Raw genomic sequence first — 21,757 nt, 5'->3', positions numbered from 1 at the left:
AAGTGTGCTCACAGCCTAGGGGACGGTAACGTAGGGGATCGTGCACGTTCTCTCGGTCAGCTCGCTCAAAGGTGGGGTCGGCAAGACCACCGTGACGCTCGGGCTCGCCTCAGCAGCGTTCGCGCGTGGTGTCCGCACCCTCGTCGTGGATCTCGATCCCCAATCGGATGTCTCCACCGGCATGGACATCCAGGTGGCGGGGCGCCTCAATATCGCCGACGTCCTCGCCAATCCGCGGGAGAAGGTCGTGCGTCAGGCGATCACCTCGTCGGGGTGGGCGAAGGTCCACCCGGGAACGATCGACGTTCTCATCGGCAGCCCCTCGGCGATCAACTTCGACGGACCGCACCCGAGCGTGCGCGACGTGTGGAAGCTCGAGGAGGCGCTCGCGACGATCGAGGCCGACTACGACCTCGTGCTCATCGACTGCGCGCCATCTCTCAATGCCCTGACCCGCACCGCGTGGGCGGCATCCGACCGCGTGATCGTGGTCACCGAGCCCGGGCTCTTCTCCGTCGCCGCCGCCGACCGCGCGCTGCGCGCGATCGAAGAGATCCGCCGGGGCCTCTCCCCCCGTCTCCAGCCGCTCGGTGTCGTCGTCAACCGCGTGCGCCCCCAGTCGATCGAGCACCAGTTCCGCATCAAGGAACTGCGAGACATGTTCGGCCCCCTCGTTTTGAACCCGCAGCTGCCCGAGCGCACGTCGCTGCAGCAGGCTCAGGGCGCGGCGAAGCCGTTGCACGTCTGGCCGGGCGACTCGGCGCAGGAACTCGCGGCCGACTTCGACGCCCTCCTCGACCGCATCATGCGCACCGGCCGCATCCCCGTACCGGGCGACACCCGCGCCTGAGGGCGACGGCTTCACCCGGCGGTGACGTCTCTCGACGGACACGTCTCGGCACCCATGCCCTGACGAGCACGACCTCGCGGACACGTCCTGACGGGCGCTGAGCGCCGCACGGCGCGCTCAGCGAACGCCCGCATCGACGGGATGACGTCCGCGACCGGTCGTCGGTGGAGCGGACGCGCGAGACGGAGGTCTACGCGGTGCGCTTGGTGCGGCGGGCGGCGAGCTCGTCGACGGGGTCGATCACGGTGGCATCGAAGTCGATGAGCGTCGTCTCGACCTCGCGCAGCACCTTGCCGACGGCGATGCCGAAGACGCCCTGGCCTCGGCTGACGAGGTCGATGACCTCGTCGTTGGAGGTGCACAGGTAGACGGAGGCCCCGTCGCTCATGAGCGTCGTGCCCGCGAGATCGCGGATGCCGGATGCGCGGAGCTGCTCGACGGCCGTGCGGATCTGCTGGAGCGAGATACCGGTGTCGAGAAGGCGTTTGACGAGCTTCAGAACGAGGATGTCGCGGAAGCCGTAGAGCCGCTGCGAACCGGAGCCGCTCGCACCGCGGACGGTGGGCTCGACGAGTTCGGTGCGCGCCCAGTAGTCGAGCTGACGGTAGGTGATGCCCGCGGCGCGGGCGGCTACCGCTCCGCGGTACCCCACCTCGTCGTCGAGACCGGGAAGACCGTCGGTGAAGAGGAGTTCCGCCGAGAAACCAGGTTCTCCGACAGCGTCGCCAGCGTTCATGCCGTCGTGCCTCCTCATGTGATCTCTCCCCACGCTAGAACAGCCCCGACCCTCCGGCAATGACATCCGCTCGCCGGGCCCCGGCGTGTCGCAAAGGTCACGGGAACATCACGACAGCAGGCGATCGATCGCCCCGCGGACGAAGATCGCACGCACCTCGTCGAGGCGCTTGGCGAGCTCGGGCGCGAGCTCGTTCGCTCGCGCTCGCGACGCCGTGTCGGGGCGGCGCAGGAGCGCGGACAGGGCCGATTCGATCAGCGTCGCCTCGCGCTCCGCGCTCTGGCGCAGCGACCGCATGTGCCGGGGCTCGATGCCGTGGCGGTCGAGCGCGACGAGCGCCCTCAGCAGCGTGACCGTCTGCTCGGTGTAGGAGTCGGCACCCACGATGACGCCGGTCGAGATCGCGTCGTTGAGCAGCTGGGGGGCGGCTCCTGCCGCGGAGAGCAGTTCGTCGCGGCGGTATCGACGCGGCGCGGGAACGATCGAGGGCACCGACGACGGCGAGGCGGGCTCGCGACCGGCATCGACGTCGGCGAGATAGTCGCGGATCACCGACAGCGGCAGGTAGTGGTCGCGCTGCAGGGTGAGAGCGAGGCGCAACCGCTCGAGGTCGGCGGCCGAGAACTTGCGGTAGCCCGATTCGGTGCGCGTCGGGGTGATGATCCCCTGCACCTCGAGGAAACGCAGCTTGCTCGAGGTGAGCGCCGGGAAGTCGGGAGTCAGACGCGCGAGCACCTGGCCGATGCTGAGGAGGCCCGCGGTCGCCGTGGACCTGCCACGGGCGGATGCGGCGGGCATCAGGCGTCGGCCGCCTGCTGCAGGTCGGCGGGCGAGACGAAGAAGTTGAGACGGAACTTTCCGATGCGCACCTCGGCGCCGTTCACCAGCGCTGCGCGGTCGACGCGTTCGCCGTTCACGTAGGTGCCGTTGAGCGAGCGCTGATCGACGATGTCGAATCGGGTGCCCTCCCGGGTGATCTCGGAGTGCCGACGCGAGACGGTGACGTCGTCGAAGAAGATGTCGGCCTCGGGGTGGCGCCCGACGGTCGTGACGTCGGTGTCGAGCAGGTAGCGCGCCCCCGCCGTCGGACCGGAGCGGACGATCAGCAGGGCGGCTCGCGATGGCAACGCCCCGATCGCCTCGAGCTCGGCCTCGCTGAGGTCGGCGCCGAAGGGGATGAACGACAGGTCGGAATCGTGTCCGAACGTCTGCGTCATGTCGTGCGGGAGTCGCTCGGAAGCGCTCTCGTCAGAGCCGCGGCGCACGTCCTCCGGCTCAGGTCGACGGGTCTCGTCCACAGGTCCTCCTTCGCTCCCCAAACCTTATCCGATGACAGTAGTGTCCACAGACCCGCGCGAGCACCCCGGATACGCTGGACGGGTGACTTCCTCCCCTATGCGCACCCGTCGCCGCGCACCGTTCGCGGTGGCCGCGGCCCTCCTCGCCCTGTTCGCGGTCTTCGGGCCCGCGTCGCCCGTTTCCGCTCACGACCAGCTCGTTTCGACCGACCCGGCGGCTGATGCGGTGCTGACGGCGCTGCCGTCGGAGATCACCCTGTCGTACAGCGCCGAACTGCTCGGCGACGGCGCATCGAACGTCGTCGAGGTGACGGATGCTGCGGGCACGTCGCTCGTCGACGGCACGGCGGTCGTCGACGGCGTCAACGTGACCCAGGCGCTCACGGGCACGGCGTCCGGTGCGATCTCGGTCATCTGGCGCGTCGTCTCCAGCGACGGGCACCCCATCTCCGGCGAGTTCGCGTTCACGGTGGACGCACCCGCGACCCCGACGTCCGCGCCCACCGAGACCACGGCGTCCGCGACTCCCGAGCCGACCATGACGACCATGACGCCGCCCGAGACGGACGAACCGACGACGACCGCGCCCGACAGCGAAGCATCCGACTCGAGCCCCCTCCCCTGGATCGTCGGGGTCGTCGTCGTGCTCGCCGTGATCGGCGTCGTGCTGTACCTGCTCGTGCTGCGCCCCCGGGGTCGCAACGACGGGGGCTCGACGGGCGACCGGCCGACGACCGACGACTAGGCTGGAACCATGCCTCATTACGACGTCGTCATCCTCGGCGCGGGCCCCGGCGGGTATGTCGCGGCAGTGCGAAGCGCCCAGCTCGGACTGTCCACCGCGATCATCGAAGAGAAGTACTGGGGCGGTGTCTGCCTCAACGTGGGCTGCATCCCCTCGAAGGCTCTCATCCGCAACGCCGACCTCGCTCACACCTTCCACTCGCAGGCGGATCTGTTCGGGATCTCCGGCGATGTCTCTTTCGACTTCGGCGTGGCCTGGGACCGCAGCCGCAAGGTCGCGGATACCCACGTCAAGGGCATCCATTACCTGATGAAGAAGAACAAGGTCACCGAGTACGAGGGCCGCGGCACCTTCCTCGACGCGAACAGCATCGAGGTCGCGAAGGCCGACGGGTCGACCGAGAAGGTCACCTTCGACAACGCCATCATCTCGACCGGGTCGACCGTGCGCCTGCTCCCCGGTGTGACGCTCAGCAAGAACGTCGTCACGTACGAGGAGCAGATCCTCAACCGCGATCTGCCCGAATCGATCGTCGTCGTCGGCGCCGGCGCGATCGGCATGGAATTCGCCTACGTGCTGACGAACTACGGCGTCAAGGTCACGATCATCGAGTTCCTCGACCGAGCCCTCCCCAACGAGGACGTCGAGGTCTCGAAGGAGATCCAGAAGCAGTACAAGAAGTACGGCGTCGACATCCTCACCTCCACCAAGGTCGAGACCGTGGTCGACTCCGGCGACAAGGTCACCGTCACCTACACCGGGAAAGACGGAGCCCAGGGCTCCATCGACGCCGACCGCGTGCTCATGTCGATCGGTTTCGCGCCCCGCGTCGAGGGCTTCGGTCTCGACAAGACGGGTGTCGAGCTCACCGAGCGCGGAGCGATCGCGATCGACGACTACATGCGCACCAACGTGCCGCACATCTACGCGATCGGCGACGTCACCGCGAAGCTGCAGCTCGCGCACGTGGCCGAGGCGCAGGGTGTCGTGGCCGCTGAGACCATCGGAAAGGCCGAGACCCAGACGCTCGGCGACTACCGCATGATGCCGCGCGCCACGTTCTGCTCCCCGCAGGTCGCGAGCTTCGGGCTCACCGAGCAGCAGGCCCGCGACGCCGGTCACGACGTCAAGGTCGCCAAGTTCCCCTTCTCGGCGAACGGCAAGGCGAACGGCCTCGGCGAACCCATCGGGTTCGTGAAGCTCATCGCCGACGCCGAGCACCTCGAGCTGCTCGGAGGCCACCTCATCGGACCCGACGTGTCGGAGCTGCTCCCCGAGCTCACGCTCGCGCAGAAGTGGGATCTCACCGCTCTCGAGGCCGCCCGCAACGTGCACACCCACCCGACCCTGTCGGAGGCGGTGCAGGAAGCGTTCCACGGTCTTGCGGGACACATGATCAATATCTGACACTGAACACAACCGCGACGCCGCCCCGATTCGAAGCCGGGGGCGGCGTCGCGGTGTTTCATGCCCGCACGCACGGCGAGGTGAGCCCGCGCGCAGGTCAGGGGCGCGGGTCGGAAGCGTGGGTCAGAGGGCGCGGGTTAGAAGGGCGCGGTGCTCTCGGCTGGGTGATCGTGGTCGGGTGCGGGTCGGAAGACGGGGACTTTCCGTTCGGGTCGCACCACGAATCGTCTGCCGCCGGGGGATGCCCATTCGAGTGCACCCCCGCTGTCGGGGATCGGTGTGACTCGCCACCCACCGTGGTGCTTGATCGTGTGATGCCCCACGCATAGTGGGCCGAGGTTGGCGAGTTCGGTGGTGCCGCCGTGTTCCCACGCGAGGTGGTGGTCGATCTGGCACCTTCGGGCGGGTGTTCCGCATCCGGGGGCCATACAGGTCGCCGCCCGCCATTCCACGAGCCGTCGTAGCGGAGCCGGGGTGCGGTACTGGTCACGGCCGACGGAGAGCACCATCCCGGTCTCGGGGTGGGTGAGCACCCGCATCCACCCGTCCGCGCCACCGCAGAGTTCCCGGGCCTGGTCGATGGGGATCGGCCCGACCCCCTCCACCACCGCCGGGGCCGTGTGCGCGTGGTCGTCATCGAGCAGCGATAACACCGGCACCGTCACCGCGACCGTCGCGCGGACCCCGCGTGCCGCGTCGGGGTGGGCGGGCACATCCCCGTCGACGAGAAGATCGACCATCACGTCGGCGCGCAGTTCGTCGAGAGAGCGTTCTTCGCCGTCCTGGTCGGCGAGGGCGTGTGCGATCGCGGTCGCACGGTGCTGGATCGCGTGTGCTTTCACGGCGGAGGTGTAGAGCATCACCCAGCTCATCCCGTCCTCCGCCGGTTGCACCACCACCCGCCGCTCCCGCACCGCCTCCGCATGCCGGTCGCTGAGCGTCGCGGCCCGGACCGTGTCGACCAGTTTCCGCAGCAACCGGCGGAACGACCCGAGCGCGTGGGTCGTCGCGAGGTCGACGGCCAGCGGCACGACCTGGTCACGTAACTCGGGTTCGACCTGGTCGACGAGTTCGACGAACACGTCCGCGTGCCGCTCCGTCGTCCGCGCATGCGACAGAGCGTCGAGCATCACCGGGTACCGGTTCACGAGACCATCGGCGGTGCCCAGCATCCGTTCCGCGATGTGCTCCGTGACCTGCAACACCGTCGCAAGCTCGAGCCGCAGCGACCGCATCACGATCTCCGTCGTCGTCCCCCGGAACACCGCCGCCTCCGCCACCGCCTCACGCCGCAGGCCCTCGACCCGCTCGAACCGTTGCGCCGCGAACACCGACATCAACGTCGACACATCCGCCACCGCATCCAACCCATCACGCCCCGCCGCGACCGGATCACCGTCGACGTCGAACCACTCGTGCTCCTCGGACCACTCGTCGTCGAACCCGCCCGCCCACGACGCACCCGCACCGTCCACCGGGAGCGCATCGCCATCGTGCGGCGCCTCACCGCCTGTCGGAGTATCGCCGTCCTGAAGCATGCCTACATTCTAGAACAAACGTACGACACTCGACCAGGAAGCCACGTTCTGTGGATAACACCGACCGCGAGTCGGTCGCGTCACACCGCATTCTCGATGAGATGCAGCAGCGTCCCGTCCAGATCGATCAACGCCCCCGCACGCAGACCCCAGGGCTGCATCCGCACGGGTGTCAACCGCGGCGCCCCGATGCTCCCCTCCGCGACGCCCGACGCACGGATCGCGCGGTACAGCGCGTCGACGTCGTCGACGCGCACGCTGCACATGAACGAGCTCTGCTCGGGCAGCAGCCCGGCGAACGGGAAGAACTCCAGCTGCACGAACGGCGCGTGCAACGGGGAGGCCATCCTCATCACCGAGTCCGACGAGTCGAAGATCGTGGACTGCGGATGCGCGGCCACGAAGCACACCCTGATGGGGGCCGCCCCATGACCTACTGGCCCTCCGGATTCGTCGTCGCACCGATGCGCGAGTGGCCCGGCACCATGACCGCGCGCCGTCGTCGATCGCAGTTCGAGTCGACCCACTTCGCCACCCCCGCGCGCCTGAGCCGCGAGCTGCGCGAGCTCGGCGCGAAGAACCCGACCCTGCTCATCGCTCTCCGCCCCGAGGACTTCCGTCTCGACGGGCTCCCGCGCGCCAGCCGCGTCGCGGCTCACCCGGGCATCGTGCTCAGCTTCGGCTCGGAACATGGCCCGCTGTCCTACCCGTGCGACACGTTCGACCGGTGGGAGGACAACCTCCGCGCGATCGCACCGGCGCTCGAGGCGCTGCGCAAGGTCGACCGCTACGGCGTCACTGCCCACGGCGAGCAGCACCGAGGCTTCCTCGCGCTCGACGCGACCGCTGCGCCTGCCGGGTTCGCCGACGCGGACGCGGCATATCGCTGGCTGGTCAAACTAATCGGCGCCGACGACCTGGCGATTCACGGCACGCCGGCTCCCGCGATGGTGCTCCGCAAGGCGCAGCGAATCTCCCATCCGGATGTCGGTGGGGACGCGGCGACCTTCCAACGCGTCTCGCTCGCCGAGGCGACGCTTCGAGAGCGGGGCCTGCTGTGAGCGTCGCAGTCGATGCCCTGACCCGTGAGCGCAACAAGCTCCTACACGAGCTCGGTGAGTACGACCGAGCGGACGTGCGATGTCTCCAAGACCGAGCGCGTGACGCCCGAAAGGCTGCCGCCGACGCGGACGGTCTGGAGCGCGTGGCACGAGACAAGGTCGCTGCCAAAGAGGCGCAGGTTGCGGAGCTGAACGCCGTGATTCATTGCCTCAACGGCACGCGACCTATCGCAGATCGGCTACAGGCATGAGCGACGTCATCGTGTGGACGAAGCCCTCCTGCCAGCAGTGCCGGATGGTCAAGTTCCGTCTCGACGCGGCCAGCGTGCCGTACATCGAGGAAGACCTCACCGCGCCGTCTAGCGAGAAAGACCTCGGGCACTTCAAGGGCCTCGGCTACTCGTCCGCGCCCATCACCGAGCACGGCGGCATCGCGGTTCCCGGCTTATGCCGTCCGAGATCGACCGCATCGTCACCGCCTGGCGGGAAGACCACCCCGAACCCCAGAAGAACGCATCATGACCGAATACTGCTCCACCGTTCCCTGGCCCACCCACTGCGTGCACGCCCTCGGCAACATCCTCACGACCGGCGACCGCGACGCCGCTCAGTCCTGGATGAACCACCACCTCGACGGATCCGACCTCGCGTGGGACGCGTTCGCGGTCGCGGTCGCCGCCCTCGGGACCCACATGCAGCACCAGCTCCCCACGACCGCGACCGCCGCGCTCGGCGGATCCATCATCTTCGCCCCCGCCCGAGACGAGAGTCTCACTGCGGCCGAACGCGACGCCGAGCTGATCGTCAGCATGACCCTGAACAGCGACTACTCCGGCATCGCCGGGGTGATGGCCGCGCTCCGCGATCGCGGTGAAGTGCAGGACTGCGTCGGCGCGCTCATGGCGTACGCGACCGTCATCCTGCAGCTCGAAACCCGCCTCGTCGGAGGTCTGTGATGCGCATCCTCACCGTGCGGCAGCCCTGGGCGTGGGCGATCATCCACGCGGGCAAAAACGTCGAGAACCGGAGCCGCAACATCGCCGGCTTCTACCGCGGGCCCGTCCTCATCCACGCCGGCCTCACCGCCGTCGACAACGAAGACGTGCTCTGGAACGCCGACCTCTTCCGCGACGCCATGCACACCGCGCCCCCGGAGTCGCGAAAGGCAATGAGCGTACGCGGCGCGATCCTCGGCGTCGTCGACCTCGTCGAGGTGCACAGTACGAGCGTGATCGGCGGGTGCGGTCGGATCCGTCACGACTGCCTCGAGCACGGCACCTGCCGCGACCACTGCTAACCGTCGGCAAAAGGACCGTCTGACACCGGATGGCTGCACCACCTCGTGCTCAAGAACCCGCGACCGCTCGCTGAGCCGATCGCCCACCGAGGCGGTCTCGGCCTCGGCCGAGTCCCGGAGGACGTCGTCGACGCCGCTCTCCGAATGGTCTCAGCATGACCCCGCTGTCGGGCAAGCTCTTCGCCGGGACCGGCATGATCGGCCGCGCCGTCCTGAGCGTTCGTCCCCAACTCTTCCCGTGGACGTGCTCGTGGAGACCGGCCTTTCGCCTGTCCGGACCAGGGTCCGACGACTGAGCTACTCCCGCGGGCGGGTGAGCATCCCCTCATCGGGATTCCTCAACTGCGGGAGCGCCAGCTCCTACCCTTCGCCGAGCGCCTTGAAATTGGCCGCCGCGTCGAGCGCGAATGAGGTCGCCTTGCCGGCGTAGTAATACGGCACCAAACGCCGAGCCAGCTCATTGACCTTCGCCACCCACGTCGATGCCTCGGGATTTTCGTTCATCGAGTCGGTGATCAACGTCAGCATGCCGACAAGTTCGTGGATCCGACCGAACAAATCCACAGAGCCCAAGGTGCTGGCCTCGTTCAGCACTGTTCGGCACGAGCTGATCAACTCGAACAGGTAGCGCCGCACGGGGTCCGCCACGGGGGCGTCCCGAATGGCCTCGAGGATTTGATCGAGGGCGTCAAGACTTTCGGTCTTCGACTCAGACGTCACTGTCACTGGGGCTTCGGTGCTTGTCAGCAGATCGGCCGTCGCCTTGAGCATGTCGATGACGTGCTCGTCAAACAGGTTCGTCGTCCCATTGTTTCCTGCAGCCCAGTTGTACTCGGGAACAATGATCGCTTTCATCCATGCGACGTAGTAACTGCGGTAATGGCCGACGCTGCGGCCGGAACTCTCAAGGGCATCCAGTGCGCGATCCACCTGGGCGAGTAGTTCCACAGCTCGCACCTGGGTACGCCATTCCTCCCTCGTCTGAGCGTCCATGCCGCGAACGCCGTAGATGCTCTTCGCGTTCGGCATTCGCCGCCAGCTTGTCAGGAGCGAAGCGAGTTCGGCCGCGGGGTTCGTCATCCGAGCAGGCTACCGATTCGGGAGGATTGCTCGTGACACGTACCAATACCCGTCGACAGAACACGCAGCGCCAGAAATTCCGGGCTGAATGCAAGGAGAACGACGAGCCGTGCTGGATTTGCGGCCTCGCGGTCGATTAGGGCGCCGATGGAACGACAGGGGCAACGACGACCGGTTCCAAGAGGATCACTTCTAGCCTGTGTCCGCCTACCCCGAACTGCAGGAAGACCCGACGAACAAGAAGGCCAGCCACGCGGGCTGTGATCGGGAGCGCGGCAACGGTGCCCCGATTGCCGACCTGGGCGTTCCGTCCCGCCAGTGGGCGTGATCAAGCGAGTGTGTGCAGGTCCGGTCGCCAGAAGACGATCGGGATAGTGCCATTCTCCGCGTAGACGCGGTACTGCGAGTCGTTGACTACCGCGTCCAGCCCGAAGCGTGTCGCGAAGGCAGCGACAGCCGATCGAAGTTCATCATTGTCAGCTAGGTAAGGCGAACTGATCGCCATGACAGGCGCCTTCTTCCCCGACCCGCGTGGCTTGAAACGCTTCGTGTGGTCGAAGAGGCGCGAGTAGCGCTGCATCTCGTCGCGGTCCCGTAGGGCTTTCTCGATGAGGGACTCGATGTCGTACGGCGACCCGTACTGCCCATCCCAAATCAGCCCGTTGCGGTCGGCGATTTCATTCACGTTCGAGTACTGGTCGTTGTCGACGAAGCGCGGCATGCCCCGATGCTCCCACAGCTACGGCCGGAGGTCACGCGATGCCCAACCCCGAGACCTATCGTCGCGCCGACGGCCGATTTGCCTGACGACTCCGCGCCGACAACGGCGCCATCATCGCGACCGACGGCGGCCAAGGGTACGAGAAGCGCGTCGACTGCGAACGCATGGCCGACGCCGTCACCTCGGGCCTCTACGCCGACGACGGATGCCGCGCCGCCGAACGGTTTGACCGCATCCGCGAGCAGCTTCCATGGTGGGAGTCACCGAACCGTGCGCACACTTACGGCTATGTCCTCGCTTGCATTACCCGGCGCATCTTCGACGGCCCGGTTATTCAGCAGTGAGCGCGCGCAGCGCGGGTAGCTCCGCGGTGGCTTGTGCCCTCATTTGCGCCGGACGGATCTGCCACAGGCGAACCGACGCGAGCAGCTTCGACGACCACACGACACGCTCGCCACGATCACCGATCAGCGTCTGCGACTGCAGTACGACCCATAGTGCGAAGTCCCGGTCCTTCTCTTCCACCGCAGCGAGGAAAGCAGTCGAAGCTGCCGTCGCACGGGCGACCACTGAAGTGAAACGGAACCACCGGATAGGCAGCGGGCGCCCCTCAACGATGACCACCTCGACTAGAGCGTCCACCAGCTCGTGCACCGCGGCGGACACACGATCGCCTCGTGCGTTGCGAGCGCGGATGATCTCCGCCCCAAGAAAGGTGCCTGCTGCAACTGCCGCGGGAATGCCAGCCACCAGCAATGCAACTACGTTCTCGTCCACGATGACAAGCTACCCACTCGTGCGACCTCACCCCGGCAGCAATCCTGCAACGAACCCCGGCGGAGGATCAACCATCCGTCGTCGCGGAAGTGCACATCGAACCCGAACGCGCCGTAGAAGGCCGCGGTCGCGTCGAAGTCGCGTGACGGGAGGTTGGGGATCGCGTGATCGGCCACGGCGGCAGCCTAGCGAGCCGACCCCGACGCGCCCGTCCCGAACCCCGGATCGGATCAGTGCCCGAGGACGCGGCCGAGCTTGGAGTCGGATGCTGCGGGCCGACCGCCGACGGCCGCCACGGCCGCGTCGACCGCGGCGAAGAACGCCTCGCGGTCGGCGGGAGCATCGGGGGCGGCGGGGCCGAGCTCCATCTCCCACTCCCGCCAGGTGGTGTCGCGCTCACCGCGCTCGTCACGGCCGCGCACGTGGTCGTCGACGAACTCCGCCACCAGCCCGCCCTCGGCGTCGTGAAGGGCGTAGGCGGTGCGCGTGTTTCGGATGCGTGCGAGGAGCGCGAACGGCGGAGCGGCCCACGGTGCCACCGCGTCGACGATCGCCGGCGGAACGGAGGTGTCGTCCCCGTCACCCAACGGCCAGCCCCACTCCGAGCGCCCGTCGGCGACGGATGCCTTCACGTGCCATCCGGCATCCGGACCGCCCTCGCGACGACGGACGGCGACTCGAGCTCGGGCGAGGTCGAGGCCCGCGGTGTCGAAGTAACGCGCGTCCAACTCGCGGATCTCGGCGTCACCGACGCGAGAGACCCCGGGCAGGCGAGACCAATCCGGGAGCGGTGTCTCGGCCGAGACGTCGTACGTGCGCTCGACCTCGATCGAACGCGTGGGTTCGGGCGAGGCCGGCGCGCTCAATCGTCTCGTCCGTCTTCGTTCGGGTTGATGTCCTGGGTCGCTTCGGCGTAGGTGAAGACCGCCTCGGTGGGTCCGTCGCTGTCGCCGGTGTTCTCGAGGTCGCCGCCGCGGCGGTAGACCAGCTGGCCCTCGCCGTAGGGGACGATGAGCGAGTCGTCGACGTCGTCTTCGAGGGGGATCACCTGGCCGTCGAGCGGCCCGCCAGTCAGTCGTGCAAGTGCCATGTCGCCCAGCGTAGTCCGAAGCATCCGCTGTGGAGACGACCCTTCCGCGCAGAGGGCGATGACCTAAGATCACTCGCGTGAAGGCTCTCCGCACGTTCACCGTCCGTCCCGTCCTGTCGCCCGCGCTGGCGCCGCTCGACCGTCTCGCGACGAATTGGCGATGGTCGTGGAGCCGCGCCACGTCGTCGCTGTTCGCCTCGATGGACCACGATCTCTGGGCCAGGGTCGATGAGAACCCCTCGCGACTGCTCGGCACCATCGGCCAAGCGCGTCTCGACGAGCTGGCGTCGGACGAGGGGTTCGTCGCCCGCGTGCGGGCCGAAGACGAACGCCTCGAGGCCTATCTCACCGGTGAGCGCTGGTTCCAGGGTCTCGCCGATCCCAAGCCCGCGCACATCGCGTACTTCTCCCCCGAGTTCGGTGTCGACGGATCGCTTCCGCAGTACTCGGGAGGCCTCGGCATCCTCGCCGGCGACCACCTCAAGAGCGCGTCCGACCTGGGCGTGCCGCTGACGGGCGTCGGACTCTTCTATCGCGCCGGGTACTTCCGCCAGTCGATCGGCGACGACGGCTGGCAGCACGAGAGCTACCCGGTGCTCGACCCCTACGGCCTCGGACTTCGGCAGCTGCAGGAGCCCGACGGATCACCCGTCGAGATCTCGCTCGAGCTGCCGGCAGGCAGAACCCTGTTCGCCCGCGTCTGGGTGGCCGACATCGGGCGCGTTCCGCTGCTGCTCCTCGACGCCGAGACCCCGTCGAACTCGGAGGAGCTGCGTCGCGTCACCGATCGTCTCTACGGCGGCGGGGGCGAGCACCGGCTGCACCAGGAGCTGCTGCTCGGCATCGGAGGCGTCCGCGCGGTGCGGGCGTGGTGCCGCATCACGGGCCGGCCCGACCCCGACGTCTTCCACACGAACGAGGGCCACGCCGGATTCCAGGGCCTCGAGCGCATGTCGGAATTCATCGCTCGCGACGGCCTGTCGTTCGAGGTCGCGCTGGCGCAGGTGCGGGCGTCGACCGTCTTCACGACCCACACCCCGGTGCCCGCCGGCATCGACCGTTTCCCGCGGACGCTCGTGGCCGACTACCTCTCCGGCGGTCTGCTCGCGGGAATCGACGGCGCCCGCGCCCTCGCGCTCGGACTCGAGGACTACGACGGCGGCGACCCGCACGTGTTCAACATGGCCGTGCTCGGGCTCCATCTCGGCCAGCACGCCAACGGCGTCTCTCTGCTGCACGGCGCGGTCAGCCGCGGCATGTTCGGCGCCCTCTGGCCCGGGATCGACCCCGACGAGGTGCCGATCACGTCGATCACGAACGGCGTGCATGCGCCGACCTGGGTGCACCCGTCGCTGAAGGCGCTGAGCGAGCGCGGGTTCGGCGACGCCCTCACCGCAGACCACGACTGGCGCGATCGCGCGGCCATCACCGACGCCGAGCTCTGGGGAGTGCGCGTCGAGATGAAGCAGGAGCTCGTGGCAGAGGCCCGCCGGAGGCTCGGGGCCGCCGCGTCTTCGTCGCCCGCGGCGTGGACGGCGAAGGTGCTCGACCCCGAGGTGCTCACGATCGGATTCGCGCGCCGCGTGCCGACCTACAAGCGCCTGACGCTGATGCTGCGCGATCCCGAGCGCCTCACCCGGCTGCTCACCGATCCCGACCGTCCGGTGCAGATCGTCATCGGAGGGAAGTCGCACCCGGCCGACGATTCCGGGAAGACCCTCATCCAGCAGCTCGTGCGTTTCAGCCGCGACCCGAAGGTGCGCGAGCGGATCGTCTTCCTGCCCGACTACGACATCACCCTCGCCAAGAAGCTCTACCCCGGGTGCGACGTCTGGCTGAACACGCCGGTGCGCCCGCTCGAGGCGAGCGGCACGTCGGGCATGAAGGCGGCGCTCAACGGATCGCTCAACCTCTCCATCCTCGACGGCTGGTGGGACGAGTGGTACGACGGTCGCAACGGCTGGGCGATCCCCACCGCCGACACCGCGGCGAACGACGACGAGCGCGACGACGCCGAAGCATCCGCCCTCTACGACCTGATCGAGCACCAGCTCGTGCCCACCTTCTACGAGCGGGAGGGCGGCATCCCCGTCGGGTGGCTCGAGCGCGTGCGACACACGATGACCGACCTCGGACGCAAGGCCACGAGCGATCGCATGGTGCGCGATTACGTCACCAGGCTCTACGCGCCCGCCTCGGCCAACGATCACGCTCTGAGCACCGGCGGCTTCGCCGGTGCACGGGAGTTCGCGGCGTTCCTCACCCGGGTGCGCGATGCGTGGCCGCGGGTGTCGGTGCGGGCGGTCGATGCGACGGCCATCTCCGCCCAGGCTCGGGCGGGCGACCGGATCTCGGTGCGGGCGATCGTCGACCTCGACGGCCTGACCCCCGACGACGTCTCGGTGCAGCTCATCTCCGGTGCGATCGACGCTGACGGGACACTGGCCGGAGAACGGACGACGAGCGCGCTGTCGGATGCCGGAGAAGAAGACTCGGCGACCGTGTTCGAGGGGAGCCTCGCCCTCGAGGCGACCGGTCCGTTCGGTTACGCGGTGCGCGTGGTCCCTCGCCACGATCGTCTCGTGTCGGCCGTGGAGCTCGGCCTCGTCGCCGTCGCGACCTGATCGATCAGACGCGGGTGCGGCGAGGAACGCGCACCACGTCGAGGACGCCTGTCACCGCGGGCCGCACGCGCGCGAGCGCCGGCTCCAGCCCGAGATCGACGACCCGGATCTCGCCGACCACCGCGGGCCCCCGCCCCCTCACGAGACCCGCCTTCACCGCCCCGAACGTGACGGTGATCGACGCGGGCAGCACCGCGGAGTCGGCGGTGCCGTCGTCGGGGTGCAGGCCGCTGGGGAGATCGACCGCGATGACGACGGTGTCGGATGCGGCGCTCGCGGGTGCCAGCGATTCGACCACCGCTCGGGCGGCACCGCGCAGCCGGGGGTCGGCCGCCGCGCCGATACCGAGGATGCCGTCGAGGATGACGGAGTACTCCCCCGGTCGGGCGCAGACGTCGGCCACGGCGCGCAGTGCGGCACCAGCACCCAGGGCCGTGCCGAGCGCCTCGCGGTGCACCCTGTCGGAGGTGAGTACGATCTCGACGGGTACGAGCGGCGCGAGTTCGGCCGCAGCGAAGAGGGCATCGCCGCCGTTGTCGCCGGCACCGGCCAGCACGAGCACGCGCCCGGGGCGCTCGGCGAGCACTTCCCGGGCGATCTCTGCCAGCGCTGCGGCGGCTTCGAGCATGAGCGGCTCCCCCGCGGCCAGCAGAGGAGCCTCGGCGGCCCGCACGGCGGCGGCGGTATAGGCGCCGCGCACTTCTGACGAGCTCATGGGGTCACGCTAGTCGCGCCCGTGCGTCCGAGTCCGGCGGTTGCCGTCTCGGTCAGGAGGAGGTAGAGCTCAGCGCGGGTGCCGCGGGGGCGCGGGTGGCGGCCACCTGCAGACCGACCTTCACGGTCTGCCCCGGGGCGAGGCCCGCGGCCCATCCGGCGCCGGTGCAGGTGATGGTCGATCCGGAGAGCCGGCAGTCCATCCCCCACGCGCTGACGATCGACGTGGCTCCCGGCGACGACCAGCTGACCGTCCAACGATCGACCTTCCGAGCCGCCGTCACCGTGACATCGGCGACGTATCCCTCGCCCCAGGCGCTCTGCAGGCTCCACGCGGCCGTGATCCCACCGGCTGACGGAGCGCTCGGCGACGGGGTGGCCGACGCGGTCGGCTTCGGCGTCGCGGTACTGGTCGGCTTCGGCGTGGCGCTGGGTCTGGGCGTCGCGGTCGGCTTCGGCGTCGCCGTGCTGGTCGGCTTCGGCGTCGCGGTCGGCTTCGGCGTCGCGGTCGGCTTCGGCGTCGCCGATGCCGTGGGCGCCGCGGTCGGCTCGGTCGTCGGCTTCAGCAGAGGCGCGAGAGCGGCGAGCTTCGCCGTCTGCGGGGTGCGCCAGTCATCGAGAACGAGCCCCCCGGTATCGCCGCTGTTCGGATTGAACGACCAGTAGGCGAAGCTGATGCCGGTCTTCCCGAGGTAGTCGACGAGGCTCTTCAGCCAGGCTTTGTCGCTCGCGGTCTCGAGCTTCGTGCCGAACTCGCCGAGGAGCACCGGGGCGATCCCGCGGGTGGCGATGAACCCCCAGTTCTTCTCCCAGACCGCCGGGAGGTTCGCGGGGTAGTCAGCCGCGCCGAACCACGTCTGGTTGTAGACGCTCGCGGGATAGTCGTGGGGCGAGTACACCACCCGGTTGGCGACGTTCAGGGTGACGGGCTTCGTCGCGACGCCCGCGAGACCCCCGCCCCACCACGTGGAGCTGCCGTCGGGCTGGCGTTCGACGCCCTCGACGACGATCAGGAGTCTGGGATTCACCGACAGCACGGCGTTGCCCGCACGCGTCGCTGCCGCCCGCCAGTCGGTGGCGGCATCGCCGCATCCCCAGCACGCGGCGCCGTGGGGCTCGTTGTGGAGATCGACACCGACGACGGCCGGCTCGTTCTTGTACCGCTGCGCGAGCATCTTCCACTCGTCAATCCAGCGCTGTTCCGAGTAGGCGGAGGTGTACCAGAGCTCCGACTGGGCGTCCGACCCCGGGCGGTGCCGATCGAGGATCACGCTCAGACCGACGGCCTTCGCACGGGCGATGACCGTGTCCATCAGCTGCAGCGGCGTCAGACCCACCAGCGTCGGGTTGGCGTTCGCGTCGATGGAGGTGGTGGACGCCGCCGTCAGGCACTCGTTCGAGAAGGGCAGCCGGATGGTGTTGAAACCCATCTCGGCGATGCGCCGCATCCCCTCGTCGAGGGAGATGGTCCAGAGGCCGTGGGGAGCGCAATTGCTCGTCTCCATCCCGAACCACGACACCGCGCGGACGGTGTGCGTCTGCCCCGACTCCGTGACGATGCGGGAGCCGTCGGTGTGCAGCCATCCGACGGTGGTCGCGGCGCGCGCGGCGACGACCGGAGTCATGACCCCGGCCGAGACGACGAACGCGACCGACAACAGAAGTCCGAGCCAGCGACGTCCCCGTGATCCTGTACGCACACCGATCATGATCCCTCCTTGAGCGAATGCTACTGGTGGGATGCGTCGGCGGCGTCTCCGGATGCTGCGCTCTTCTCGCGCTCGGTCGCTTCGGCGTCGCGCGCCGCGGTGAGTTCGGACGCCGCCGCCTGCACGGCGCGCTCTGCCTGCCGGACGCGGAACTGCACCATGGTCGCCGCACCGAAGCGGGCGTGCACCCGGTCTTCGTCCTCCTCGTGGCCGGTGACGATGTAGGCCGACGCGATGAGGATGACCTGGCTGGAGAGGTTGAGCCACAGCAGCAGCGCGATCAGCGACGCGAACGTGCCCAGGAGCGGATTGGAGCTCGCGCCGCCGACGAACAGGCCCGACAACTGCTGCAGCACGGTGAGCCCGACGCCGCCGAGGAGCGCGCCCTTCCACAGGGTGCGACGGCGGACGCGGAGACCCGACAGGAAGGCGAACAGTGCCGCGACGACCACGGTGTCCAGGGCGAGGACGACGACGACGGAGACGAACCAGGCGAGGAACCCTGCCCACCCGGCGTCGGCGGCGACACCCAGCCAGCCCCGCAGGACATCGAGACCGGCGGTGGCGAGGAACGTGGCGGCGGCCGCGGCGGCGAGGGAACCGCCGATGCCGATGGCGAGGGCGAGGTTACGCAGCAGCACCCACGCGATGAAGGTGTCGTCGGTCGTCTGGGCCGCGATCTGGCGCAGGGCGGTGCGGAGGGTCCCGATGGCGCCGATCGCCGCTCCGACAAGACCGAGGAGCGAGACGATACCGGCGATCGTGAACGCCCCGGGCGCCTCGATCTTCGAGACGTCGATGAGGCCGTTCTCGCCCACCAGCCCGGGGATCGCGGAATTCAGTGAGCGGGTGAGCGCCGACAGGGCGTCGGGGTTCCCCGCCAGCCAGATGCCCGCGAACGAGAATCCGAGGAGCACACCGGCGAAGAGGCTGAACAGGGTGCGATAGGTCACGCTGTCGGCGAGGACCGGACCGCGGGCTCCGGCGTAGCGCAGGTAGGCACGCACGGGCCGGCGAGCCAGCGCCCACGCGGTGGCGCGAGAGATCACGGTGTCGGTCATCACGCCAGGCTATCGGCGCCGTGCCCCTCGTCCCGGGGCTTGACGCCGTGCGCCGTCAGGAAACGGCCGTCGCAGCCGTCGCGAGGATCGCCGTCCAGGCACCCAGAAGCATCCACGGCCCGAAAGCGAGCCGGTTCGCGCCCCTCGCCCGTCGGGCGAGCACGATCACGGCGGCGACCAGGCCGCCGAACACGAACCCCGCGATCGCGCCTCCGAGCACGGCATCCCACCCCAGGTAACCGAGGAACGCACCGATGACGCCGGCCAGCTTGACGTCTCCTCCGCCCATCGCCCCGGGGCGCAGCATCCGCAACAGCAGGTAGAAGGCGAAGAGCACGATCGCCCCGCCGGCGACCGAGAGGAGCCGGGCCGGATCGCCGCGCAGGAACGCCGCGCCCGTCAGCAGGACGGCTGCCACGGGATAGGCCGGGAGCACCAGGCGGTCGGGCAGTCGATGGGTGCGCAGGTCGATGACCGTCAGCACCGCGCTTAGCACAGCGAACGCCCCGTAGGCGGTGACCTCGACCGCGAGCGCGAACACCGCGCTCATAGGCCGGCGATCTCGAGGGTCACCGTCACCGGCGCACCCTCGCGGAGGTTCTCGGCCTCGCGGACGGCACGCTTGAGCGGCAGGACGTAGCGCCCGTCCCCGCCGGGGAAGATCGACGTGCGCCAGCTCGACGAACCGACCGTCGCATGCACCCGCACCGCACCGAAGCCCCGGCGGGAGGGGCCCTGCAGCTCCGCCACGTCGGAGCTCGGGTCTTCCGGCATCGCGACGAAGTACCAGTCCGCGTCGGAGCGGGCCTGCCAGCGGTACATCTCGTCGGTGAACTCGACGATCATGGGTTCACGTATACGGCAGTACCCAGCGGCAGCTGCGCCAGTCTGTCGATCGCCTCGGGCCCGAGACGCAGGCACCCGTTGGAGATCGCCCCCGACCGGGCGTCGTGGTAATGGAAGGCGGTCACGGCGACGGCTGCCCCGCCGAAGCCGTCGAGCGTCGGCGACTGCACGCCGAGGTAGACCAGCGGGTGGCCGCGGGTGTACCCGAACGACGGCTCGACGCGCACCATCATCACGAACGTGCGGCCGACAGGCGTCGGGGTCGACGCGGTTCCCGATGCGAAGTCGTCGGCGACACGCTCCCTGGTGCCATCGGCGTGCACGATGTCGACCGTGCGGCTCGTCAGCCCCACCTCGACCGTCGCGTCGGCGCGGGAGAACTCCACGTCCTGGATGCGGAGCCAGCCGCTCAGCTGCGCCGGATTGCCCGCCGAGGGCACCGCTTCGCGGCCGGTGAGCAGCACGCGCACCCAATGGTCCTGGCGTTCGACGACCGGGACCGTCGTGCCGTCGAACTGGTAGTCGCGGGGAAGGAAGGCGACCGGTTCGGCGGTCGGGTCGGCGAAGACCGGGATGCGATCGGTCACGGCGCGAACGGTGTCGCCCGTCATGGCGCCCCGGGGGTCGTCGTCGACCGGGAGCGCGGGGATCACCGCATAGACGTCGACCTGAGGAAGGGCGTCGAGCGGATACACCGCGGTGTTCGCGGCGAACCCCGTCGGCGTCGGTGTCGGGGTCGGCGTCGGGCTGGGCGTGGGGGTGTACGTCGACGTGACGGCCGGACTGGCGGCGACGGGAGCCGCTGCGGGCCGCGGCGCGAGCACCGACCACGCGACCGCACCCACGACCGCCCCTGCGACGACGACGATGGCGACAACCCACCACCACCACCGGTGGGAGCGCAGTGCAGCCGCGGGCGTGGCAGTCATCTCCTCATGCTCGACGGCGAGGTGCTCCTTGGCAAGTCGATCGTGCTCGTCAGCGCGAGGACGACGCCGAGCGCTCGCCCGCGCCTGCACCCGCGCCCACCGCGACCTCGTCGTGCGACGACGCATCGACCGGGGCCTGCTGCTCCTTCAGGGCGGCGGCGACGGCCGCCTTCACACGGGCGTCCTCGTTCTGCGTCCTCCGGCGGCGGGCCCGGCGCCGCAGGACGACGATGCCCACCACGGCCGCGCCGACGAGCAGAACGAGGACGACAAGACTCCACGGGATCGCCACCGTGCCCGAGCTCGTGACGAACATCGCCAGATCGGGTCCGCTCTCCAGCCCCGCGGGGAAGGCAGGGTCGATGGTGACGTCCGTTCCCAGCCAGGCCAGGGGGAAGACGCCCTGAGCGGTGGCCGAGACCGTCCAGGATTCGCCGGGGAGGATCTCGGGCACGTCGTCGACGCCCTCGATGTCCGCGCGGAAGAGTCCGAACGGTCCGTAGAGCGCGACCGACTGCTGGCCCGAGAGCCGCACGTTCCCGGTGTTGCGCACGGTGTAGTCGACGGTGGCCGTGCCACCCGCGAACGGGTTCAGCGAGCCCGTGAACCCCACCGTGAGACCCTCGATGACGAGGCCGGGCTGCAGGGTGCCGTCCACGCGAAGTTGCACCCGGATGCCGAGACGACGGTCGACGGTGATGCCGTCCTCCTGCGTCGGCCGGGCGAGCGAGGTGATGATGCCTCCGGCGTAGTCCCCCGGGGTCGCGTTCTCGGGAACGGTGATGGTGAACGGGATCTCGGCGGACTCCCCCGCGGGTATCTGCACGTGCTCCTGGCCGACACCGGTCCACACGCCCACCTCGGACGACTCCTCGCCCCGGGTGAGCACGTCGAGCTGCCCGCTCTGCGTGGTGAACCCGTCGGCGGCGTACAGGTCGAGATCGAGCGGCTGATCGTCGTGGTTCGTCACCACGATCGCATCGTCGACCGTGCCGCCCGGACCGACGACGTAGGCGAAGTTGTCTCGCGCGCTCCCCTGCGCGTTCGTCGCCGTCCGCACGCCCCAGGTGACATCTTCGCCGGAGGGCGGCGCGGGTGCCGTGGCCGCGATGGCTGCCCCGGCAGAGAAGACGGTCGCGGAGACGACGAGAACTGCCAGCCCGAAGCGGGCGAGGGCCGGACGGAGCGAACGGGGTCGAGCGATCATGGGACGGCTTTCGTGTGGCGGACGGAACCGAGGATCGGGGTGAGCGTCCGCAGACGCTCACCCCGAC

The 21,757-nt window shown here is 69.2% G+C and carries 25 protein-coding genes and 1 pseudogene; 8 read left to right on the top strand and 18 right to left on the bottom strand.

All coding sequences use genetic code 11. The features are described from left to right. Nucleotides 1-40 precede the first annotated feature (40 nt). Nucleotides 41-850, top strand: a complete 810-nt coding sequence (locus DEU34_RS15200) for a ParA family protein (RefSeq protein WP_121151747.1) — start codon at nt 41-43, stop codon at nt 848-850. 190 nt (nt 851-1,040) lie between these two features. Here the strand turns inward: DEU34_RS15200 and DEU34_RS15195 are convergent, their stop codons facing one another. The 3 genes from DEU34_RS15195 to DEU34_RS15185 all read right to left on the bottom strand — a co-directional run bounded on the left by DEU34_RS15195 (nt 1,041) and on the right by DEU34_RS15185 (nt 2,884). Beyond that, nucleotides 1,041-1,586 carry a MerR family transcriptional regulator gene (locus tag DEU34_RS15195; RefSeq protein ID WP_116648396.1) on the bottom strand — a complete coding sequence of 182 codons (546 nt, stop codon included), beginning with the start codon at nt 1,584-1,586 and terminating at the stop codon, nt 1,041-1,043. Between the two features lie 108 nt (nt 1,587-1,694). After that, entirely contained in the window at nt 1,695-2,384 is a 690-nt protein-coding gene (locus DEU34_RS15190; RefSeq protein ID WP_121151745.1) for a MerR family transcriptional regulator, read from the bottom strand. Beyond that, the gene (locus DEU34_RS15185) at nt 2,384-2,884 is read right to left on the bottom strand and encodes an FHA domain-containing protein (protein WP_121151743.1); all 501 of its coding nucleotides are present in this window, start codon (nt 2,882-2,884) and stop codon (nt 2,384-2,386) included. Before DEU34_RS15185 ends, DEU34_RS15190 begins: the two co-directional genes overlap by 1 nt. An 82-nt stretch (nt 2,885-2,966) precedes the next feature. On the opposite strand from DEU34_RS15185, the gene DEU34_RS15180 reads away from it, so the two are divergent. Beyond that, nucleotides 2,967-3,629, top strand: coding sequence for a copper resistance CopC family protein (locus DEU34_RS15180; protein ID WP_259460196.1), 663 nt, complete (start codon nt 2,967-2,969; stop codon nt 3,627-3,629). Between the two features lie 9 nt (nt 3,630-3,638). Further along, complete coding sequence (lpdA, locus tag DEU34_RS15175; RefSeq protein ID WP_121151739.1) at nt 3,639-5,036, top strand: dihydrolipoyl dehydrogenase; 1,398 nt, start codon at nt 3,639-3,641, stop codon at nt 5,034-5,036. A gap of 137 nt (nt 5,037-5,173) precedes the next feature. Here the strand turns inward: lpdA and DEU34_RS15170 are convergent, their stop codons facing one another. Beyond that, on the bottom strand, nt 5,174-6,574 hold the full coding sequence (locus DEU34_RS15170) for an HNH endonuclease signature motif containing protein (RefSeq protein ID WP_121151737.1): 1,401 nt from the start codon (nt 6,572-6,574) through the stop codon (nt 5,174-5,176). Nucleotides 6,575-6,654: 80 nt separating this feature from the next. Then, nucleotides 6,655-6,975 carry a hypothetical protein gene (locus DEU34_RS15165; RefSeq protein ID WP_147424086.1) on the bottom strand — a complete coding sequence of 107 codons (321 nt, stop codon included), beginning with the start codon at nt 6,973-6,975 and terminating at the stop codon, nt 6,655-6,657. Nucleotides 6,976-7,002: 27 nt separating this feature from the next. Here DEU34_RS15165 and DEU34_RS15160 point away from each other — a divergent pair, with 27 nt between their 5' ends. The 3 genes from DEU34_RS15160 (at nt 7,003) to DEU34_RS15150 (ending at nt 8,932) form a co-directional block, all read left to right on the top strand. Next, on the top strand, nt 7,003-7,635 hold the full coding sequence (locus DEU34_RS15160) for a molecular chaperone DnaJ (protein ID WP_121151733.1): 633 nt from the start codon (nt 7,003-7,005) through the stop codon (nt 7,633-7,635). Nucleotides 7,636-8,153: 518 nt separating this feature from the next. Continuing rightward, nucleotides 8,154-8,591 (top strand): hypothetical protein, encoded by a 438-nt coding sequence (locus DEU34_RS15155; RefSeq protein WP_121151730.1) that lies wholly within the window; start codon nt 8,154-8,156, stop codon nt 8,589-8,591. Next, nucleotides 8,591-8,932 carry a hypothetical protein gene (locus tag DEU34_RS15150; RefSeq protein ID WP_220659965.1) on the top strand — a complete coding sequence of 114 codons (342 nt, stop codon included), beginning with the start codon at nt 8,591-8,593 and terminating at the stop codon, nt 8,930-8,932. The genes DEU34_RS15155 and DEU34_RS15150 overlap by 1 nt, the downstream gene beginning before the upstream one ends. 360 nt (nt 8,933-9,292) lie before the next feature. Here DEU34_RS15150 and DEU34_RS15145 read toward each other — a convergent pair whose 3' ends face one another. Together DEU34_RS15145 and DEU34_RS15140 are read right to left on the bottom strand one after the other, a co-directional pair. Further along, nucleotides 9,293-10,012: a hypothetical protein gene (locus DEU34_RS15145; RefSeq protein WP_147424085.1), complete on the bottom strand. Its 720-nt coding sequence runs from the start codon at nt 10,010-10,012 to the stop codon at nt 9,293-9,295. Nucleotides 10,013-10,340: 328 nt separating this feature from the next. Beyond that, complete coding sequence (locus DEU34_RS15140; protein ID WP_121151727.1) at nt 10,341-10,733, bottom strand: hypothetical protein; 393 nt, start codon at nt 10,731-10,733, stop codon at nt 10,341-10,343. A gap of 164 nt (nt 10,734-10,897) precedes the next feature. Here DEU34_RS15140 and DEU34_RS15135 point away from each other — a divergent pair, with 164 nt between their 5' ends. Next, nucleotides 10,898-11,077 carry a hypothetical protein gene (locus DEU34_RS15135; protein ID WP_121151725.1) on the top strand — a complete coding sequence of 60 codons (180 nt, stop codon included), beginning with the start codon at nt 10,898-10,900 and terminating at the stop codon, nt 11,075-11,077. Here DEU34_RS15135 and DEU34_RS15130 read toward each other — a convergent pair. From DEU34_RS15130 to DEU34_RS15115, 4 genes and pseudogenes are all read right to left on the bottom strand, one after another. Continuing rightward, nucleotides 11,064-11,510: a hypothetical protein gene (locus DEU34_RS15130; RefSeq protein WP_147424084.1), complete on the bottom strand. Its 447-nt coding sequence runs from the start codon at nt 11,508-11,510 to the stop codon at nt 11,064-11,066. The genes DEU34_RS15135 and DEU34_RS15130 overlap by 14 nt on opposite strands. Before the next feature lie 47 nt (nt 11,511-11,557). Beyond that, nucleotides 11,558-11,686, bottom strand: a pseudogene (locus DEU34_RS16530) (bleomycin resistance protein); the annotation flags it as partial. Nucleotides 11,687-11,740: 54 nt separating this feature from the next. Further along, a complete protein-coding gene (locus DEU34_RS15120) occupies nt 11,741-12,376 on the bottom strand; it encodes a CYTH domain-containing protein (RefSeq protein WP_121151722.1) in 636 nt (211 codons plus the stop codon). Continuing rightward, nucleotides 12,373-12,600, bottom strand: a complete 228-nt coding sequence (locus tag DEU34_RS15115; RefSeq protein ID WP_116648915.1) for a response regulator — start codon at nt 12,598-12,600, stop codon at nt 12,373-12,375. Before DEU34_RS15115 ends, DEU34_RS15120 begins: the two co-directional genes overlap by 4 nt. Nucleotides 12,601-12,677: 77 nt before the next feature. On the opposite strand from DEU34_RS15115, the gene glgP reads away from it, so the two are divergent. Continuing rightward, nucleotides 12,678-15,224, top strand: a complete 2,547-nt coding sequence (gene glgP / locus DEU34_RS15110; protein WP_121151720.1) for an alpha-glucan family phosphorylase — start codon at nt 12,678-12,680, stop codon at nt 15,222-15,224. Nucleotides 15,225-15,228: 4 nt separating this feature from the next. Here glgP and DEU34_RS15105 read toward each other — a convergent pair whose 3' ends face one another. The 7 genes from DEU34_RS15105 to DEU34_RS15075 are packed head-to-tail and all read right to left on the bottom strand — an operon-like array spanning nt 15,229 to nt 21,690. Further along, nucleotides 15,229-15,939, bottom strand: coding sequence for an NAD(P)H-hydrate epimerase (locus tag DEU34_RS15105; protein ID WP_121151718.1), 711 nt, complete (start codon nt 15,937-15,939; stop codon nt 15,229-15,231). Nucleotides 15,940-15,991: 52 nt separating this feature from the next. Next, complete coding sequence (locus tag DEU34_RS15100) at nt 15,992-17,647, bottom strand: cellulase family glycosylhydrolase (RefSeq protein WP_121151716.1); 1,656 nt, start codon at nt 17,645-17,647, stop codon at nt 15,992-15,994. 20 nt (nt 17,648-17,667) lie between these two features. Next, nucleotides 17,668-18,708, bottom strand: a complete 1,041-nt coding sequence (locus DEU34_RS15095; protein WP_121151714.1) for a YihY/virulence factor BrkB family protein — start codon at nt 18,706-18,708, stop codon at nt 17,668-17,670. A gap of 55 nt (nt 18,709-18,763) precedes the next feature. After that, on the bottom strand, nt 18,764-19,258 hold the full coding sequence (locus DEU34_RS15090; RefSeq protein ID WP_121151712.1) for an A24 family peptidase: 495 nt from the start codon (nt 19,256-19,258) through the stop codon (nt 18,764-18,766). Further along, nucleotides 19,255-19,554 (bottom strand): DUF1905 domain-containing protein, encoded by a 300-nt coding sequence (locus DEU34_RS15085; RefSeq protein WP_121151709.1) that lies wholly within the window; start codon nt 19,552-19,554, stop codon nt 19,255-19,257. The genes DEU34_RS15090 and DEU34_RS15085 overlap by 4 nt, the downstream gene beginning before the upstream one ends. After that, on the bottom strand, nt 19,551-20,483 hold the full coding sequence (locus DEU34_RS15080; RefSeq protein ID WP_259460214.1) for a L,D-transpeptidase: 933 nt from the start codon (nt 20,481-20,483) through the stop codon (nt 19,551-19,553). Before DEU34_RS15080 ends, DEU34_RS15085 begins: the two co-directional genes overlap by 4 nt. A gap of 49 nt (nt 20,484-20,532) precedes the next feature. Beyond that, nucleotides 20,533-21,690: a WxL protein peptidoglycan domain-containing protein gene (locus DEU34_RS15075; RefSeq protein ID WP_121151707.1), complete on the bottom strand. Its 1,158-nt coding sequence runs from the start codon at nt 21,688-21,690 to the stop codon at nt 20,533-20,535. Between the last annotated feature and the right edge of the window lie 67 nt (nt 21,691-21,757).

Source organism: Microbacterium sp. AG1240 (assembly GCF_003635115.1).
GTDB lineage: Bacteria > Actinomycetota > Actinomycetes > Actinomycetales > Microbacteriaceae > Microbacterium.
The sequence above is the reverse complement of the archived record's forward strand: the minus strand, read 5'-3'. Positions and strand labels throughout refer to the sequence as shown.